Annotated in this window: 11 protein-coding genes and 1 pseudogene; 4 read left to right on the top strand and 8 right to left on the bottom strand. The window is 35.6% G+C overall.

All coding sequences use genetic code 11. The features are described from left to right. Complete coding sequence (locus L0Z58_RS04160; protein ID WP_010082412.1) at nucleotides 1–360, bottom strand: ferredoxin family 2Fe-2S iron-sulfur cluster binding protein; 360 nt, start codon at nucleotides 358–360, stop codon at nucleotides 1–3. 136 nt (nucleotides 361–496) lie between these two features. Here L0Z58_RS04160 and L0Z58_RS04165 point away from each other — a divergent pair, with 136 nt between their 5' ends. The 4 genes and pseudogenes from L0Z58_RS04165 to L0Z58_RS04180 form a co-directional block, all read left to right on the top strand. Beyond that, complete coding sequence (locus tag L0Z58_RS04165; RefSeq protein WP_010962879.1) at nucleotides 497–634, top strand: hypothetical protein; 138 nt, start codon at nucleotides 497–499, stop codon at nucleotides 632–634. Between the two features lie 708 nt (nucleotides 635–1,342). Beyond that, entirely contained in the window at nucleotides 1,343–2,896 is a 1,554-nt protein-coding gene (locus L0Z58_RS04170; protein WP_022626364.1) for a Mur ligase family protein, read from the top strand. Between the two features lie 6 nt (nucleotides 2,897–2,902). Beyond that, a complete protein-coding gene (locus tag L0Z58_RS04175) occupies nucleotides 2,903–3,493 on the top strand; it encodes a COQ9 family protein (protein ID WP_010962881.1) in 591 nt (196 codons plus the stop codon). Nucleotides 3,494–3,515: 22 nt separating this feature from the next. Beyond that, nucleotides 3,516–3,791, top strand: a pseudogene (locus tag L0Z58_RS04180) (hypothetical protein); the annotation flags it as partial. Here the strand turns inward: L0Z58_RS04180 and rsmD are convergent. The 7 genes from rsmD to L0Z58_RS04215 form a co-directional block, all read right to left on the bottom strand. Next, nucleotides 3,788–4,336 carry a 16S rRNA (guanine(966)-N(2))-methyltransferase RsmD gene (rsmD, locus tag L0Z58_RS04185; protein WP_010082416.1) on the bottom strand — a complete coding sequence of 183 codons (549 nt, stop codon included), beginning with the start codon at nucleotides 4,334–4,336 and terminating at the stop codon, nucleotides 3,788–3,790. The pseudogene L0Z58_RS04180 and the gene rsmD sit on opposite strands and share 4 nt — an antisense overlap. 122 nt (nucleotides 4,337–4,458) lie before the next feature. Further along, nucleotides 4,459–5,091, bottom strand: coding sequence for a WD_0853 family protein (locus L0Z58_RS04190; RefSeq protein WP_010082417.1), 633 nt, complete (start codon nucleotides 5,089–5,091; stop codon nucleotides 4,459–4,461). Then, entirely contained in the window at nucleotides 5,081–8,809 is a 3,729-nt protein-coding gene (locus L0Z58_RS04195; protein ID WP_010962882.1) for a TrbL/VirB6 family protein, read from the bottom strand. Before L0Z58_RS04195 ends, L0Z58_RS04190 begins: the two co-directional genes overlap by 11 nt. A gap of 89 nt (nucleotides 8,810–8,898) precedes the next feature. After that, the gene (locus L0Z58_RS04200; RefSeq protein WP_010962883.1) at nucleotides 8,899–11,877 is read right to left on the bottom strand and encodes a TrbL/VirB6 family protein; all 2,979 of its coding nucleotides are present in this window, start codon (nucleotides 11,875–11,877) and stop codon (nucleotides 8,899–8,901) included. Then, a complete protein-coding gene (locus L0Z58_RS04205; RefSeq protein ID WP_010962884.1) occupies nucleotides 11,874–14,261 on the bottom strand; it encodes a TrbL/VirB6 family protein in 2,388 nt (795 codons plus the stop codon). Before L0Z58_RS04205 ends, L0Z58_RS04200 begins: the two co-directional genes overlap by 4 nt. 9 nt (nucleotides 14,262–14,270) lie before the next feature. Then, nucleotides 14,271–16,826 (bottom strand): TrbL/VirB6 family protein, encoded by a 2,556-nt coding sequence (locus tag L0Z58_RS04210; RefSeq protein WP_010962885.1) that lies wholly within the window; start codon nucleotides 16,824–16,826, stop codon nucleotides 14,271–14,273. Then, nucleotides 16,819–19,224, bottom strand: coding sequence for a VirB4 family type IV secretion/conjugal transfer ATPase (locus L0Z58_RS04215; protein ID WP_010962886.1), 2,406 nt, complete (start codon nucleotides 19,222–19,224; stop codon nucleotides 16,819–16,821). Before L0Z58_RS04215 ends, L0Z58_RS04210 begins: the two co-directional genes overlap by 8 nt.

Raw genomic sequence — 19,224 nt, forward strand, 5'->3', positions numbered from 1 at the left:
CTAATCACTCCCCTGTTTATCCAATGATATATTTCTTGTACCCCTTGGTATGGTTACACACAAGCCGTCGATATCTTTTGTGATTTTTATTTGGCACCCAAGTCTTGATGTCTCTGTTAAGCCGAAAGCTAGGTCTAACATATCATTTTCCTCATCAGATATAGGGTTATGTATTTCTACAGCATTATAAAACTTTGGATCAACAATTACATGGCATGTAGAGCAAGCAAGAGAACCTTCACATGCACCTTCAAGCAGATCTGGATCACTTCTGTGGGCTAAATTGAGCAGAGTTTCTCCCTCTGCAGCTTCATAGCTTTTCTTACTCCCATCAGGTAAAATAAAAGTAACAGATGGCATATTATTCCTATTAAAATCCTTACTAATTTCTCTATATCCTACAGGTAATAACTAATATTTGCAAACTCTTTACAATTCCAGTGCCTATTTTTTGTTATCCAAGTAGCCGACACTGGTTTCCAGAAAAAAGGGTGTTATGCAAGTAGCTGACACTGGTTTCCATCCAAGACGGCAGTGCCCTCTTCTTGTCATCCTAGTGCCTTCTTCTTGTCATCCCAGTGCCCAGACACTGGGATCCAGGAATTTTATTAAGTTAGTAAGCATAAAAGTATAGCTAACGCGAGCTCTACGTCATACCGCCGCGGTATCTCTAGATCCCGCTAACACGTAGCGGGATGACGAACTGCTATACCGCCACGAACCGTCATACCGCGATTCATTAGCGGTATCTCAGCCGCTAACAAGAGATCCCGCTAACAAGTAGCGGGATGACGGTTGTTGTTTAGCTACAAACGTTAAGAAATTTACTAAGCGAAAAAAAAGGCAAAAGAAGCCCCGTGGTTATTATCCGCTTTAAAATATTGGCGTTTTTTATGTTTTAAACGCTTGACAAGCGAAATTCAGTTGCTTTTAATTGCAACTAACCTACGCTGCAAATGTTTAAGAAATTTACTAAGTAGAAAAAAAGACAAAGAATCCCCGAGTTAGCTAGTCTTTTACTATCTCTGTCGAGTATTGGCATTTTTTGATGTCTTGTAACGCTTTATAAGCGCGTTCAGCTTATTTAGATAAAAATCTAGATGTAGATGAAGTTTTGTAAAGACATACAGTATCTATATACTGCAAAAAATTGAACATAAGACGCCGATACATTAAGTAATCCTTACCTTTTAATCTGCAGATTGGCGAAAGCAAATACAATAGCTTCAGTTTCATGATAAGAGCGCTGGCGGAGTTTGTCAAGTAAGTTTTTTGTTTCTATTGAATGACAGTTGTAACCTACGAAAGAAGTCTGTTGTAATTTGTACGATATCTTTATAAAATGGTTCGCATAAGTTATCTAGCAGTGCAACTAAACAAATACAAAAATCAAAACGTCGCGGTTTTTGGTCTTGGTAAAACTGGTTTATCCGCCATTAACGCTCTAACAAAGAGTGGTGCAAGAATATATGCATGGGATGATCATGAAGAGCAAATAGCAAATGCAAAAATGATGTATAAAAAATGTAATTTTATTCATCCCAAGGAATACAATTGGCATGAGATCAGTGCATTGGTTTTAAGCCCTGGAGTGCCAACAGAGCCACATTGGATAGTAAAACTTGCAAGGAGATTTGATTGCAAAATAAAATCAGACATTGAGCTATTTCTTGAAGCTAAAACTACGAACCAGAAGGTAATAGGCGTCACAGGAACAAATGGTAAATCAACCACTACATCACTAATAGGGCACATATTAAAATCTGCAGGGAAAAAAGTAGCTATTGGTGGAAATTTAGGCGTTCCTGTTTTGGATCTAGAAAGAGATGCAGAAATTTATGTAATCGAACTCTCCTCTTTTCAATTGGAGTTGATGAATGAAATTAACGTGGACATTTCAGCACTGCTCAATATTACACCAGATCACATAGATAGGCATGGAAGTATGGAGAACTACATAGCAACTAAATTAAAACTGATAAACGGTAGTGAGGTTGCCGTAATAGGATGTGACAATGAGATTACTGCTGATATATTCAACAAATTCACTGGAGACAAAATTCCAATCTCAGTAACATATTCCCCGATGTCATTCCAGTGCGTGACGCTGGAATCCAGAAAAGAAAAACCATTGCCAACTACTCAGATGACAGAGGGTGGTGCAAGAGATCTAATATCATTGGCAGGTAACAATTTGCTTGATTATAGTGAACAGATTACTGGTATAGATCGAAATTATCTGGATCCCAGTGTCAGCTACTTGGATGACAAAAGGGGCACTGGGATCCAGAAGATCTCGTTAAAACTAGAGAATCATAGCTTATCAGTAAGCGACGTGAAAATAAACCTAATATCCAACGCAGAAAACATAGCAGCCACATATGCCGTATGTAAGGTACTTGGAGTAGATAGCAACACTATTATCAATGGAATCAAGTCCTTTTCAGGACTGAGGCATAGGAATGAACTGCTTGGCAAAATAAGAAATGTGTTTTTCGTGAACGATAGCAAAGCAACTAATGCAAAATCGAGCGAAAAGGCGATCTTATCTTATGAAAACATAAATTGGATCGCTGGTGGAAGAAGCAAAAAAGGTGGAATAGAATCATTAAGCAAGCATTTTACAAGGGTTAGAAAAGCTTTTCTTATTGGAGAATCAACCGAAGCTTTTGCAAATGTTATGGAGAATAAAGTAGATTATGTTAAATGTTGCAATCTAGAAGATGCATTCAGATTGGCTTTTGAAGAGGCCTTAAATAGCGCAGAAGAAGTAACAATATTACTTTCTCCCGCGTGTGCTTCTTTTGATCAATGGAAAAATTTCGAGGAACGTGGTGAAGCATTTTGTAGAATGTTTGAAAATCTCAGGTACAATCACACATGCTGTTTAGTATGATGTTGCGTGGAACAAAAGTTAATAATAGATAAGCTAATTAGGGTTATTCCATTTGAAGGGATAAGCGATGAAACCCTATTAAAGGTGTGCACTGACCTTAATCTAGCTAATAGCTTTTGCAAATTTCAGAATGGAATATATAGCGCTTTGGAGCACATAGCAGAGGACTTAAATAGCTCAATGGAAGCTGAATTAAGAAATTCTAATTTAGAAGATATGAAAGTGCGAGAGCGAGTAAAGTTAGCTATTCAAATACACCTTTCAAACTATGCTAAGCTACCGAATTATAGAGAATTTTTAAAAAATGTTTTATCATTCTCCGTATCACCAAAAAATACATATTTTTCTAGTAAACTTTTATACAGAACTATTAGTGCGATTTGGTATGGCATTCATGACCAATCAACAGATTTTAACTACTATACAAAAAGAGCAATATTAGCTGGAGTGTACTTAAGTACGATACTTTTTTTTATCAATGATTATTCAGAAGATTTTGTGGATACTTTATCGTTTCTTGATAACCGTATCAACAATGTCATGACATTTCAAAAATTCAAAACTCGCTTAAAAGGAATCATAGGAAATTTCTTATAAGCTATTGATTGTTGGTAGAAAAGTACTTGAGCACGATCCTGAAAAGGTTTGTGAAAATAAAAATATTCATGCTGATCATAAAGAACATTTAGTTTATTGTGAGGATAATAATGGTACAACAAAATACACCAGTTACGAAGAAAAAGAAAATAAATTTATTGAAGAAGCACATGAATATTTAATAGACTCTGAATTTAATAAAAATTTTGATCTAGGGCAGTACAGAATAAGTAATTTCTCCGGAAACTTGACGAAAATAGAACTGGAACTCATCAATGAAAAGTATATGCAAGTTTAAGTTGATAGAGAAAGAAAAATTATTCTTGCTATACCGTAAATACGTTCCAAGATTATACTAAAGTCTTTATTGCACTCAAAACCTTCGTTTTTCCTAATCTCTAGAATTATCAATGCATCATCACTTAACCAGCCTGAGTTAGCTAGTCCATTCAACGTTGATTCAACTAGATTGCTATTGTAAGGTGGGTCTATAAAAACTATGTCGCATTTTGAAATAGGTTTTGGTAAGCAGTTAGCACTGCAGCAAATTAGCGTAACATTGTCCGTAATTCCAAAATCTTCTGCTGTTTTTTTAGGCAGTTGCAAATTGTAATAATCTGAATCCACCATGAATGCATGTTTAGCGCCGCGAGAAAGCGCTTCAAATGAAAAAGAGCCACTTCCGCAGAACAAATCAAGTACATTCAAGTTATAAATAGGTTTTCTTGAGGAAAGTATACTAAATATTGCTTCTCGAACAATACTCATAGTTGGTCGTGCAGCTAAATGCTTACCTGTAGTTATTTTTCTTCCGCGATATTTGCCTGCAATGATGCGTAGCATATTAAATAAGCTCCAAAATAATTAATTATTTATACTATATGATTAATGTCAATATGGCTTTAGCAGTTTAATAGAGAGAAGCTATCGAGTCGCTTGTAAGAAAAACACAAACACAAGACTCATCAGTTATCTTTTTCTGATTTGCCTGCTGCATTAATTGCTTGACCAATCTCATCTTGTAAATCATCATGATCATTTTTTTCATCATGATTTAGCCCTTCAATTCTGCTTTCTAACTCTAACTTAATTATAGTATTGATTTTATCTATATTATCAAGAAAGCCTCTACATTCTTCTTCACTATACTCTTCACCAGATGCTTTTTTTTCAATAAATAGGTTTTTAAATCCTGCTAGATCAGAATTCTGATCGGTATTTAGTACAACATTTCTCTCTATGAAGCTAAGATCTGACAGCAGTAAGCTAACCTCTAACAGATCTTCACTTTTCACGCTTTTAAGGTCTTCAAGACTTTCTAAAATACTAAACACCTTAATCCTTTCTTGTACAATCTCTTTGTCTTCCTTATCAAATTCAGACAATAAACTATGATTATCTACAAATTTCTCACTCAAAGCTTTATTCAATTTAGCAAAATTGACATCCTTGTCAAGTGATGTGTTATCCCGCAACAAGTCTACCCTTGCCCTACGCGCATTTAAAATGTCGTCGTAGTCATTTAACTTTATGTTGCCATCTTTGTCTTGCTGCAATTTATAATAATCAAGGCCTTTGAAATTTTTATTAGTCTTCATCTTCAATCCTCTTCTCATCTCCTTTTGCATCTGGTTTCCTCATTGGTTCCGGTAATTTCCTTTTACTGTCTTCTCGATTTCTTTTTTCCTCTCTTTCAGCACGTTTTTTTATAGCTTCCTGGGTATTCATTTCAAAAAGTGCCTTAACGTACTCTTCTGGATTTTTTGGTTCTTTAAATAAAGGCTTAAGATTATAAACTTCGTCTTTTCGATCTCTTTCTTCTTTTCTTCTAGCTCTTTCAGCACGTTTTTCTACAGCTTCTGGAGTGTTCATTTCAAAAAGTGGTGAGAGGTTGTAAACTTTATCTTGATTTCTTCTGCCTTCTCTTTCAGCACGTTTTTCCATACCTTCAAAAGCAGATCCAAAATCATCAATTTCATCTGAACCTTTTGGTTCCGTGCCTAAATTTCGTGTCACTTCATTTGATTGATCAGGCTTATCTTCTTCTGTTGGCTGATCATGCTGTAGTTGATTAGGCTTGTCTTCTTGTTCTGTGCTTAGTTCTCGTACTACCTTATCTGGCTGACCTCCCCCTCGTAGTCGAAGAGGGTCGCCTTCTTCTAGTGGCTGATCATGGTTATCTCTTACTAGTTCCGTGCCTAACTCTCGTTCTACCTTATTTGATTGATCAGGATTATCTTTTTCTGGTTCTCTCTTACGGCCGATAGTGTAATCATGAAGCTTCTCTAAGAAATCTCGCCTATATTCTTTTGCTCTATAGAGTAGGTTATGATCATAGCCATGCTTTCCTATAGAGTCAAGACCATGCTCCCAAGTAAACTTCATAGCATCTTCTATTGTATAGCCCAAATGTGATCCTACGTATCCTTTATAATAATCTAAATATTTACCGATCCTTCTGTGTGTAATATCTTCCTTATCAACTCCAAATGCCCTGTAAATTTTTTCCTCGAGCTTATCAACATCATTTTCAGGCGATGTTGCAAACTTCGTTGCTTCAATAGTAGCACCTACAAATTTACGTGGCACATCAATAGCGTATTTCAGCACTCCTCCAACTCTTGGTACTCTCCCCAGCAGATTAGCTGCACCTCCGGCTAATCTATCCGGTAAATGAGTAGCCCAACTGCCTAAAGACTCAAGTCCTCTACCAGCAAAATTTTGCCACTGCTGTTTGAATCCTTCCATTATGCCAGTCAAAGGCGATGCCTGATACATACTAGATATATTGTAAACGCTGAATCCACCACCAGCGATACTTGAGCCCATTTGTTGTACGAACGTGCGTAAGGAGAACATTAAAAATGAAAGCAAGAATAGTATAAAGATTCCCCCTGCATTGATTAAATAACCTCTCTGTATGTCTTGCACCCTTTGGTAATCGCTATTTTCTTGATAATTTTTGCAATCCTCACAATCTTTACATTTCTGACAGTATTCACTGTTGGGATCCTTATATAAATCATGAAGTTTCAGTATTCTACAACCTTGTTTTTCTACCGCACTCCGCACTAAAGATCTTATTTCATTAATTATTTCCCTATAACTATTGCATTTATTTATATCTTGACAGTAGCGTTTTATTATTTCACTAACATCACCTATCCTTTTCTCTATATTGTTGATCAGTAATATAATGTCAGCCCTCTCTGATGCATGAGATAAACTATTTGTTAAGCGCACTAGATCTTTTTCACTACAGCCATTACTAACTACCATATCACTTTCTGCAATATAGTGGTCTGCTGGATTATCTTTAGTTCCAGGAATTGGATTAAAGAAAGGATAATCTATATAACGAAACCCTTTTATATGTTCACCATTTTTATCTTTAGGGTAATCTGGTGGAAGCGGGATATATCCAGCACCACCAGTAAATTTTATTGTACCACCTTCTCTGCTTATCTTTTCTATACCTTCTATACTTTTATCTATGTTAAGAGAAGAAGCTTCTCCAAGAGTGTAAGGTACAAAAATTTGCCCTGGGGTCCAACCAAAGTACTGCTTATCAACGATACAAAAACCGCCAAACACCCATTTTGGAGCACATAACTTTACCTCGAACCATTTATTGTAGCATACAGTAAAACCTAGTTGTCTATAAAAGGTGTTCATTATCATTGAAGCCAACAATGACAAGAGAGTAAATATCATAATCGATTGTAAAAAAAAACTGATGCAGAATTTTATCCAACCTTCAAATAGACTTTTCAGCGGTGAAAATAAAATAGAAATTAGAAACAGTGGCATGATAGCTATAAGAAAAGCTATACCCATAAAGCCAGAGAGAAATATTATGTAAGCATACAAGCACAACAAGAAGTATAGTACAATCCCTATGAAAATTGCCGGTATCATAAGAAGGCTTGCCCACATTTGGTAATGTAAAAACGCTGCAAACTTTTTCCAAACAGAATAAGCAAAAAATTTATTGAACATGTCCTCCATGAAGCTAAACAACTTAGCTTCATCTCCTTGAGCAATACTTCCGGTGTTCATGTTGGGAGCAAAGTTAGTAATTACACTTATCAATTGTTCAAGACCTTTAACGAATAAAACAAGAAAATGATCATAGAAAAATCTAAAACTTCCAGGAGATATAAGCACTATTACTAGAGTGATTTTCATCATTCTGATGAGCATATCATGCTTAGTTTCTCGTATCATGCCAAAAAGATAAAGAAGCGATGAAATCATTACAAATAGAACAAGCAAGGAAAGAACAAAATTGTGAAAGCTCGTACTTTTTTCAGCTATATTTTCGAACATAGCTTGTGCAACTGCAGGATCATTGCTATTAAAATGTTCTTTGCAATTTTCGTTAATCAATAATACACATTTTAGATAGTTATAAATGTAATCAAAAAACCCAAAACTACTTAGCTGCTGCACTCCACTTAAGAACTCAAAAGAGTAGCCACCTACATTATCTAAGTAATATCTATCTAATATTTTTACATATATTTTCCATCCCTTTTTTAACTTCAACTCATTACAATTTCTGTCCTTTAATTTAGTGTTATCTCTGTCTAAAGTAAAAAATCCATTGTCGCCCTCTGCTGTGGAGTTATAACCTAGATGTACAGTAGGATATTGAGGATCGCGCATTAACTTTAGATTTTCGTTAGGATCATCTTTCCCCGTTTGAAACAAAAGATAAGCACCATGACCGTTGGTAAACCAACATGGAGCACCACGTGATACTGTATTTGCACTATCATCTCCATTAATGCACTTGCAATTTACAGTGCAACTTGCATTAGGCTTACTTGAAAATTTTTGTATGCTAGGTTTATAATCATTACAAACTAAGTGAAAATTAGGTAAACTATTATCACTTTGTTTACCTTCAAATTTAGTTGCATATTTTAACTGCTCCAAGCTTTGTAAGGTATAACTGCCTTTTTTAGATTCCTTCTTGTTATTATTACTCCAAGATGTCCATGCACCATTAACTCGCACTTTTAAACTATCTCCATTGGTTTCGAGTCCGGTATCCTCCCACTTCACCACTTGGTTATGGTGAAAACCATAATTAATTTCGCCAGTTTCAGGATCAATAACTTCTCCATCTCCTGGAATAAACGCATCGTGGTCGCTTGAAAAATGAGCGCTTACTGCAATAGGTTTAGGACCAAAATAGTCAGCAGATATACACCTTGGAAAAGGCATATCGTTTTTACTACAACCTGTGATCAGCACATAAGCTGCAAGAAGTAATACCCTAAACCAACATTTGCCTAAACGTGATTGCATATCTAAACTTTTTCCAAATACAGAATAAATTTCTAAAACTTTACTTAAAATATCTTTTTAATTAGTTACTCCATAATATCATTTATATCTTACTCCTCTCCATTTTCTTCCTTGTTTTTAGCTTTAGCACTAGGATCACTTCTTATTGTTTCATCAGAATTTTTTTGCTGATCTGATTGTTTTAATGTTTTAGGTCTATCACTCGTTGTTTTATCAGAACTTCCTTTAGAATCTTCTTTTTTGTCTGGTTGCTTTGGCGTGTTAGGTAATTTAGCCTCAATTTTTCCCCGATCTTTACTCATTTTCTGCTTGATACTCTGTATCATACTTTGGGTCTTATCATCAAGGCCAACGGTTGACAGCATAGCTTGCGATGCGCTCTTAGCAACTGTACCAACACCGCCAGTAACTCCATAACCAGAGCTAAATAGTGTTTGTACCATAGTTTCCGATATAGAAACAAAAGCTTCCATTGCACCGGCAATAATGAGGTATATAAACGCCTGGATTAGGTCTATAGGTAATGCTGCAAAGTGTCCACCAGCCCTTTCTCCGGTACTGAGTGCAACATCAACGCTAGTGCCAGGACTGTATCCAAGAGGCAGTATTGATTTCATCAAGCACAGATCATACGATAAGAAATTTACGCTAATTAAACATTGATAGCATGCAGAAAAATTTGTGAGGTTATATAAAACTGAATACATCAACTGATTTAAAAGAGATAAAAATGAAAATAAAATGACTGGTTCTAATGAAACATGAGCCAACGTTTTTATCCAATTATCAAACAAGGGTTTAGTCTTTTGAAATAGAATAAATACGATAAATAAAGGTGTTAATGACAGTAAAAACGCCACTAGAACAGTAGATATTACATATTTAAACGTAGCGCTAATAATGCATTTTAAGAACATAAAAGTAGCGTAGAGTATTGCCAAAAATGCAATAAAGCCAAAAGGACCAGAGAGCATCAATGATAAAAACTTTAACCAAGTTTCTGCTGTGAATAATACTCCTGCTGTCAAGTCTAAGAATGCAAATTTTCTCCCCCCTTCCCCTATATAGCCAGAAAAGCTATCAACCAAATAAGTGCTACCATCTATAAAAAGTCTGGATAAAGTTGTACCAAAAAGTTCCCAGCTTCTATCGCTAAAGGCAAAAGCTATAAATGCTATCTTGAACATTCTTACAATGAAATCAAATTTACTTAGCTGTATTGTTCCAAGCATATAGCCAATGACAGTAAATATAACGTATAGAGTAAGTAAAGCTCTTACCCCCTGAAGAAGACCTCTTGCATATCCTTTGTATGAATCTTTAACGCTGTCCCCAATTACTTCTTCTTTTATAAATTTAAATACCCCGTTTACATTCGATGAAATAAAATCATTAATTTTTCTTTTGACAAATAAAGTTACACTATACTTATTGTTTTCGTAATATTTGCCATTTTTGTCCGTAATGTCATCTTTCTCTACGTTGCTTACATTGATGCCGAAATATATCTTCTTAGGTTTGCATTCATCTGTTATAGGTTTTTTGTCTTTGCATTCATCTGTTAAAAGACCTCCATCTATTATATAATATACCTTATCCTTTGTTTTATCTAAGTGCTCTACTTTTTTGAAATCATTAGTCTTTGGAGCAGATGGATCCCCTGGCGGGTTATCACCCAAATACACATACAGTTTTTCACCATTGATATATTCACACGATCTAGTCACTTTAACATGGTACCCGCCCCTATTAGCTCCATAGTAACCATAATCTGCTATAGCAAGCATCACACTACTACCATATTTTACATTGTCATTTACTGCATAGTCACTATTTAATTTCAGAGAAAAATCCTCGAAATTGTCACTAATTTGCGAACACACATTATCCTTTCTTGCACCTACTTCATTATCTGGAAGACATTGCATACCTTTATCAGTATCTTGATCACCAAGATCACCAATTTTTGCAACAAGAGCCTCAGCCCAAGATTTATCATCTTCAGTAAAACTACCTGCTTTAACATTCCCTTCCATTTTTTCTAGATAAGAATACATATCACATTTATTTCCTTTATCGTACTTCTTATACCTTATAGAGGAGACACAGTTCCGTTCTCCTGCTCGACCTGAATCATAGCTCCATATACCTTTTCTAGTATAGCATATATTCTGATAGTAACAATTAAGCTCATAAGAACTGTACTTTTTTTTCTCATCCAAACTACAGTTTTTTCCATCACATAACTCATTCAATCCTATTTTAGCTCGGCGTAAATCGAACAGCGAGCCATGTATCCATGGTTCGTTGTTTTTAACATAACCTTTATTAAAATGTACCTTATTATCATATGGAGTGTACCCATTGCCAACTAGCACTTTGCTTTCCTTTGCTTTTGTTTTATCAAGAGGTAAAAATTTTATTTTATTTCTCTTTCCATCCTTGCCCTCACAAAAAAATTCCTCTCCCTCTTGCTTGCTAACATTCAATATTTCACTTTCTGACACTTTTTCACCTCCTTCTTCAGCTCTATAACAATTGTCATCAAAGCTGACACCTTTCCCTCCTGGATTGTCATAATCAATTGTTATTTTTCTGGGAACTAAGCTAAAGCTTAACTTATCACCAGGATTTACTTTAATTCCAGTGTCTACATAACGTCTATTGCTGCCAAATCCTTTACCACCGCACAATTCGTTTTTATTTACGCCTTTTTCATCAACGCCATAATTATTAGGCACATCGTTAATATTTGCAGCTTTACTATAATTTGGTTCTGAGCCATCAGCACAAAAGCTAGCTGGCACAAGTACTTTCCTTGGATTTTTGTCTTCTTTAAAAGGGCAAAAATTTACTGATCCATCGAGGGTGAATTTGATTTCCTCACCCTTACTAATTACTTGACCAGAATCAACCCAATGAATTTTAACTTCTTCACCAGCTTTATGAACTGGAACATCCACGTTAACACTAGTGTTTCTGCTCTGCAACCCAGGTTCGACACAATCCATGTTACAACCAGTGATTGCAAGACACAGTATCAACAATAGTGATCTTTTACTTATCATTGCTGTCTTCCTGGTGGTGGTATCTGAGGCGTTGACCTTTGAGTCCCTTGTGGTATTTGAGGTCTTGACGTACCTGACTGTTGAGAAGCACCTCCTCTTTCTCTTCTTTGAACGCTTTGTTCATCTAACCCTACTGTTCCCATTAAGCTTTGTTGATACTGTCTTCCAGGTTCGCTTGCTACATAAGCACCAAACAACGAGTCAGATATTGTCGAAGAAGCTTCAACTAAAGCTTTCATAGCGTGTCCCAAAATAACAAAAGCCATCATAGCGGTAATATTAGGTGTATATTTGGAAGCATAACCATAAAAAATACAAGGGTTAAAAATCTTTAAGTTAATATTAAGTATACATGTAGAGCAGACCTCAAAATCAAATACTGAATACACAATATAATCCATAACCTGGCTTATCAGTGATATAAAAATTAAAAGCACTACTGGATGAATCGCAAATCTTGCTAAATTTTTAACCCAGTTGTGAAACATCTGCCTAGTATACGCAAATAAAAGACAAATAATAAAAATAGGTGCTAAAGAAAGCAATAACGCAACTATTGCTATAGATGTAATAAAAGAAAATAAGGCATTAAAAATAGATAAGCTCACTGTGATTAAACCCCAAATCACCAAGCAAAAAGATACAATGCCCAAAGGGCCAGAAAATATAAGAGATACTATTAACAATACTGAATGCGATGACAAGAACCTATTGAGCGGCAAATCAAGAAACTCAAAAACATTTGAAGTAGTGCCTCTAAAATTTGCTATTTCTATTAGTTGTTTTGGAGTGTTAATAAATATAGAGAATGCGTTGTTATAAAAAAAGTCCCAGCTATTATCCTGCAATAGCTGGGCGATGATTCCTATCTTTACGCATATAATTAAAAACTCATATATAGAAATATGAGTTAATCCAAAAAAGTAATAAAGAGTATATAAGATTATATATAGTACTAATAGTGATATTATAGTAGATCTAATGGTATTTGTTCTGCTTGATTTTATAAAATTTTCGTAAAGAGACTTTACAGGACTAGTATCAGAGTGAATTGCGTTAGGGTCTTTATAATTAGAGCCGAAAAATGCAGTTTTCACTTTTTCATCAAAGAAATTATATATTGCACTAAAAGTTTTTGTAGGTGGCTCTTTAGTTGTTAGGTTAATACTAAATTGACCTTCATTTTTGTAATCGCAGCCATGGTCTCTTATTCCGTAATATATGGTGCCTGTTTTGTCTTTTAATTTTCCTTTCAAGTTTTCCATGTCATGAACTTTGCTGATATCTACAGATATATCCGCTTGATTTTCACCAGGCTTATGCTCAGGGAATTTATCGGAAACACTTATATACAAGCTATTTTCCAGACTATGGTTCTTCGTTACTCTTATGTTGAACCCGCCTTTGTCATTTGTATTGTAGCAGCTCTTGTCATTTCTGCTACATAGACTAAAAGTTAAACTTGGTATTTGATGGTCATTCTCCATCTTATGATCACAACTAGTACATAAACCACCACCTGGAATGTGTTCAAGAGTTTCATTATCCATACCAACTTTTAGAAATGTAATGTCAGTTTTTACCTGTTTTCCCTTTAATACGTTACTAATAATTTCAGCAACAACAGATTCACCACTAGAATTTAAAGCATTGAATAGCTCAATTTCTATATTATTATATTCAATATACACGCAATCCTCGCCTCTACGACCAGAAGAAAATTTACATATACGTCTACAGAGTGAATTTAAAATGTGCGTATCTATCTTACTTGCACTGCTCTCTGAAAGCTTACTGCAATCTATATTCTCTCCTTGTTTTATAGAGTTAATAATATTTTCAATTTCCTTTTTTCTTTCATCTTGATCTAACTTCGAAAACCAGTACTCTCTTCCACTCAACCATTGCGCATCGCCTATTATATATTTATTAGGACATATCCCATCCTTGCCACCTTGGCATTTCTCTTGATTTAAAACATGTGCAAAATGTTCCGTTTCTTGCTCGCTACACTTTTCGTCGATTTTCAAATACCTGATTTTTGTCTCACTCTCTTTATCTTTACACACTTTACTTCCAATCACACTAAAGCTTATCGTATCGCCTTTTTTAAGTGCAAATGGTAATGCAACGTCATTTCTCCCAGGCCCAATTGCAAAATCTGCATACTGCTTAGGACAAAAATTAACCTTACTAGGCACTATATCAATCTCTGTTACTCTTATTCTATCTGAGATATTAACACCAGAATCAACCCATTTCTGCTCTGTTGACACTATATCTAGTTTTTCACGCAAACCTGATAAATTTTCTGGCTTAATACAGTGATGTTCCCCGCAGCCTGACAGAAAAAAAAACGGTATTATCAGCAAAAATTTTAGCATAAATCCAACTCATTCAGTGCTTTTGTTAACACTCTCGGAGCTACTAGAACCAGAACCTCGAGATTTACTCTTGTCTCCACCACTCAACTTCTTAGCAGCAGCACCAGCAACACCCCCAGCAGCAGCTTTGGCAGCAGATAAAGCTTTGCCCACTATTTGTCCAGGTGTCTGACCTGAGCCAAGTGCTGCTCTATGGTTACCAGCAAGTTCAGCAGCCATGCCAGGAAGAATGTTTAAAAAGTGGTAAAAGAGGAATAATACTAAACACAATTTTAATAATTCTCCGATGAGAGAGCTGCCAAACTCCATGTATGTAAAGTCGAATAGACCAAGTATGCTGCTCTTTTTAAAGCTATAATTTTGCATCATACATGCAAGAGTAGTTTCATTTTTATCACATTCCCCATCTTTCAATTTAAACCACTGTTTTTTCTTACTATATGAGATTTCTGCTTGTTTCTTTTCATATGACTTGTCCGGTTGTTCATTTTTATATGACTCGTCCAGTTCAAAATTTAAATTTTTAAAATAGATTTTATCACATGCTATGAACATAAAGGACAAAAACGCAAAAAGGATAACCGGGTATAAGCTATAGGTAATCAACTCTTTCACCCAGCCTTCAAAATATCCTTTGGTGTGTTGGAATAAAACCATAGGAATGAACAAAGGTGATAAAATGATGATTACACTTAAAGCAACTAGAGATAAAATAAATACATAGCACAGCCACAAAATAACCATCATCATCAGAACGGCCATAAATATACAGACAAGAGCTACTAAAATTTGTCCACCAGCAAAAATAATACCGATTACCGAACCTGCAACTAATAAGACAGGAGCAGCACCAAGCAAGACTGCTAACGTTGCAACACCTCCAGTACCAATTTTGCCACCAATTCCATCTAAAGGGGCACCTAAATAAAATAAAATTCTACAATCAAGCCTATCCCAAGGTGCAAGATAACTGTAAGATACCCTCTTTCCTGCACGAGTATATTCATAATCTGTACCTGCTTTATAATTACATATGCCTTTACTTTCAGATGATGCTTTTAGCACTATCTCTGACAAACCATTTGAGAGACGAGTTAATTCTCCATAATAATGAGACATGGTACTGCCTGTTGTGAAGTAAATCACTAAAGCGAATTTTATGATCAACATATACATTTCTTGAGGCCTCTGAACTCCACCAGACATGGCTTTTATAGAGAACAGTATTAAAGCTAAAACTAAAACAGCAGTTACAGTGTTTTTCAGCCTTTTCTGTGCTACAGATATAAAACTCTCACCATTTGGTGCACCTTTACCTGCAACTAAATTATCTAACGATTCCTTAATGCATTGCACTATCATAGAAGTTACGGGAATAGGAGCTAATGATTTACTCCCTGCCTGGTTATAACAAGCTTCAGAAACATACGAGCTAAAACAGCCAGCATTATCATAACCTACAAAAATTTTCCCCCCTTGTCCGTTGAGTCTTTTTTCTTTAGATCTGATAATAGTTTTATAGTCATCATTATTACCAATAGGAACTTTTTCCTCTCCTGTACCATCTTTATTTTTGAATATCATCACAGATTTTTCACACATAGGAGCAAGTGGGTCAGGTGGCAATTCCGTGCACCCCATATCAACCCCTTGCGGCCAAGGAGTCATTTCGATACCAAGCATGCTAACACTGGCTAACTCCACACATAATCTGCCCGTTTTTCTCACTGCTTTGAATGTAGCTCCATGTATGGGTTCGCTCTGTCCTGCTTTGAGAACTCTACATTCCAGACCACCATCAACCTTCGAGGACCATGACCCATCTACGTATCCAGTGTCTTTCTCCCTGACATCAAAGTCTATGTATCCAGGTTTTCCTCTGGAATTAAAGTCTACCTTATTAAAAAGATTACCAAAAGTTAAAGGGTTTCGATGACATACTTCTATATATTCACTGTATTGCACACCATTTTTTGGCCAGTAATAACTCTCTGTACTCTCCTGAACGTTAGAATTTAAGGCTTCTTTTTCTGCTCTTTTCCCGTCATAATCTTTTTTGTTCACGTCTTCCCGAGCTTTATTTTGCAAACAAGAAAAATATTCCTCTTCTGTTCGGTAATTTTCATTGGTGCAGCCACTATAACCTGTGTCTTCTAATTTAAAATTTTTGTATTTTCCATCATGATCACGTGCAACTGGGTGTTTAACAAAACTATGTTCACAAACAACAAGCCCTCCTATCGCTTTCCAGACTCCAACAATTGCAGCTATCATTCCAACAATAACAAGAGCGGTAAACAAACCAGCAGAAGAAACGATCAAAACAATGCCAGTAAATATTGCGCCAACAGCAATCGCTATTCCAGCAAGTGCTGCAGCTGTTTTAAACGCTCCACAATCAGGATTAGAGGCACGACTAAAACTGCCAGTGGAATTAAATCTGCTAACAAATTCTGTCTTGTCAGTACCACTTACTCCATCTGCAAGCACTGGATATGAGAGTAAAAAGTCTATATTTAGTAAAAATATCGCAATTAATAGCAATGACAGCTTAGTCTTAAACATTTTTTACCTTCTGATAAAATATAGGCAACCATACTTTTGGGTTGTCCCCAACTTCATTTAATATATCGTGTAACAATAGAACACTTTCTGCACGTCCGGATAATACGTTGATTATATCATCCAGGCCTTTTAAGTCTATTCTAGCTACTACAGCATTGACTCCTTGTTTCACCAAAAAGAATCTAGTACTCGGATCTGTGTGCTTAATTAATATATATTCACGTTCAGTTAACATAAAAACATCCCGATAGACACTAGTAGCTTTCAGATTTGGTAAAAAAATCTGTGTCGCTGTTTGTTGTACAAGCGTATCGCTAATAGTACTTTTACTTGCATCCTCAACACTCTGAGTAGCAAAAATCACAAAAGCATTTAGTTTTCTCAGTACCTTCAACCAGTCTTTTATCTTGGGTGCAAAAACTGGATTATCTATTAACGCCCATGCCTCATCAAGAACGATAATAGATGGAGTGCCATCAAGAGATATACTAATCCTATGAAATAAATAAATCAAGACCGGTCCAAGAGCAACAGGATCTTTGAGCAAGCTAGCCATCTCAAAACCAAATACTCTTGCTCGTGAAAAATCTAGCAAATCTTCTTTATTGTCAAATATTGCAGCATGAGAACCATTATCATGCCACATAGATATTGCCCCAGCTAGAGTATCAGGACCTGCAAGCCCTAAAAACGGTACGAGGTTTCTCAAGAATCTGTCTTCTTTTCTTAATTTAAAATTTCCTTCAATTGCATCATTAATTCGTGCAATATCTTCTGAAGTAAATTTATCATTATATACCGAAATTAAAGACTTTATCCACTCCATTAAAAATGTTCTATTATCAGAGGTATCATCAAGTTGTAAAGGATTAAAATTTGTTTTAGTTCTTGGTTCTATTACAGTATAGATACCACTAAGTGCTCTTAAGAAAATCTCTGCACCGCGATCTTTATCAAAAAAGAATATCCTTGGAGAAAACTTCATCGCTTGGGCACACAGGAAATTCATTAAAACAGTTTTACCAGCACCAGTTGGGCCAATTATCATAGTGTGTCCAACATCCCTTATATGAAAGTTGAAAAAAAATGGAGTACCAGATGTCGTGTCAAAAACTGTAACGGCATCTCCCCAGTGGTTATTGAATTTATTACCAGTAGGATAATTATGTTGAGATGCAAATCCAGCCAAATTAAGACTACTTATTGTAGCTTTTCTCACTATATAATCGAAATTACCAGGAATTTGCGCCCAAAATGCTGGTTCAAGGTTAACTCTCTCACGTATAGGGTAAACACCGCAATTAGAAAGCTCTGATTCTACCAACGACAGAGCGTTATCCAATGATTTAGGACTTTTTTCTATACATAAAATAGTCAGGTGATGTTGACCAAACGCAATCTTACCACTCATTGCGTCATCAAGCGCTTGAGAAATTTCTGCTATTTGAGAAATAGCTTTATCTGCAGACTGTATCATTCGATTTTGCTGTATCTGCATTTTTCCAATCGCCATTTGCCTGTTTATAAATTGAAAAGATTGCGTAATTATAAACTCGTAAGGAAGTTGTAAAAACGAATCAAGCATTCCTGCAGAAGTATGATTTCCATATTCTTTGATACTAATTATTCCAGCATATTTACTCTCATTATGAGTCACAACCTGTATCATCTTACGGCCAAAGAATAACCTATGTACTGGTAAGTACCTTGATATTTCAGTTCTTAGCGGAAAAAGCGTATTTGTAACGAATCCACAATTTACGATTCTAGATAGAAACTCCATTATTTCGCAGAACAAACCATCTGGAGTTTCTTTTACTCCAAGAATTTTAGGCGAATAATTTCTAAGGCTTGTCACTACACGATTTGTCGTTTCCTCTAAATCTTCATACGTGGCACGTATATCACTTTCCCAAGCATGTTTTGAAGTTACATGTCCGAATTTTTTTAGTAGATGTGACAAAAATTCTACTCCTTTTGTGTCCGCTCTACGGATAATCGTAATGTATAGGTCATTAATAAATGATTGCCTTGTTGCGTGTTTTTCTCTCCATTTTAGATTTACGTGATTAGCGAAAAAATTCGGCAAACCTTGACTTGCAAATTCATCAGAAAAAATATTTTTCTTACGTCTGATAGTATGAAAATACAAACTAAATGCCGGAGATGAAATGCTTCTTAGCATCTGATTCCTGATGTTGTTCTGTATGACTAAATCCTCGTCATCGGCAGTTTCAAATGCAAAACCACTTAATTTTATAACCTTAACCAACCAATTTTCTTTTGTCATCAAGGTTGTGCTATTCCAATAGCAAGAATAAGGAATAAATTCAGCAGCGTGAACTTCCCTGTTCAGAGTAGATTTATTCTTTGATTGAATAGCCCTAAACCTCAGCAT

The sequence above is a fragment of the Wolbachia endosymbiont of Aedes aegypti genome (assembly GCF_021496215.1).
Classification (GTDB): Bacteria; Pseudomonadota; Alphaproteobacteria; order Rickettsiales; family Anaplasmataceae; genus Wolbachia; species Wolbachia pipientis.

What these genes read in the sequence shown, in the direction of transcription:
- L0Z58_RS04210 (WP_010962885.1), bottom strand. Translation starts at nt 16,826, where the DNA reads ATGTTTAAGACTAAGCTGTCATTGCTATTAATTGCGATATTTTTACTA.
- L0Z58_RS04170 (WP_022626364.1), top strand. Translation starts at nt 1,343, where the DNA reads ATGGTTCGCATAAGTTATCTAGCAGTGCAACTAAACAAATACAAAAAT.
- L0Z58_RS04190 (WP_010082417.1), bottom strand. Translation starts at nt 5,091, where the DNA reads ATGAAGACTAATAAAAATTTCAAAGGCCTTGATTATTATAAATTGCAG.
- L0Z58_RS04165 (WP_010962879.1), top strand. Translation starts at nt 497, where the DNA reads ATGCAAGTAGCTGACACTGGTTTCCATCCAAGACGGCAGTGCCCTCTT.
- L0Z58_RS04215 (WP_010962886.1), bottom strand. Translation starts at nt 19,224, where the DNA reads ATGCTGAGGTTTAGGGCTATTCAATCAAAGAATAAATCTACTCTGAAC.
- rsmD (WP_010082416.1), bottom strand. Translation starts at nt 4,336, where the DNA reads ATGCTACGCATCATTGCAGGCAAATATCGCGGAAGAAAAATAACTACA.
- L0Z58_RS04200 (WP_010962883.1), bottom strand. Translation starts at nt 11,877, where the DNA reads ATGATAAGTAAAAGATCACTATTGTTGATACTGTGTCTTGCAATCACT.
- L0Z58_RS04205 (WP_010962884.1), bottom strand. Translation starts at nt 14,261, where the DNA reads ATGCTAAAATTTTTGCTGATAATACCGTTTTTTTTTCTGTCAGGCTGC.
- L0Z58_RS04160 (WP_010082412.1), bottom strand. Translation starts at nt 360, where the DNA reads ATGCCATCTGTTACTTTTATTTTACCTGATGGGAGTAAGAAAAGCTAT.
- L0Z58_RS04195 (WP_010962882.1), bottom strand. Translation starts at nt 8,809, where the DNA reads ATGCAATCACGTTTAGGCAAATGTTGGTTTAGGGTATTACTTCTTGCA.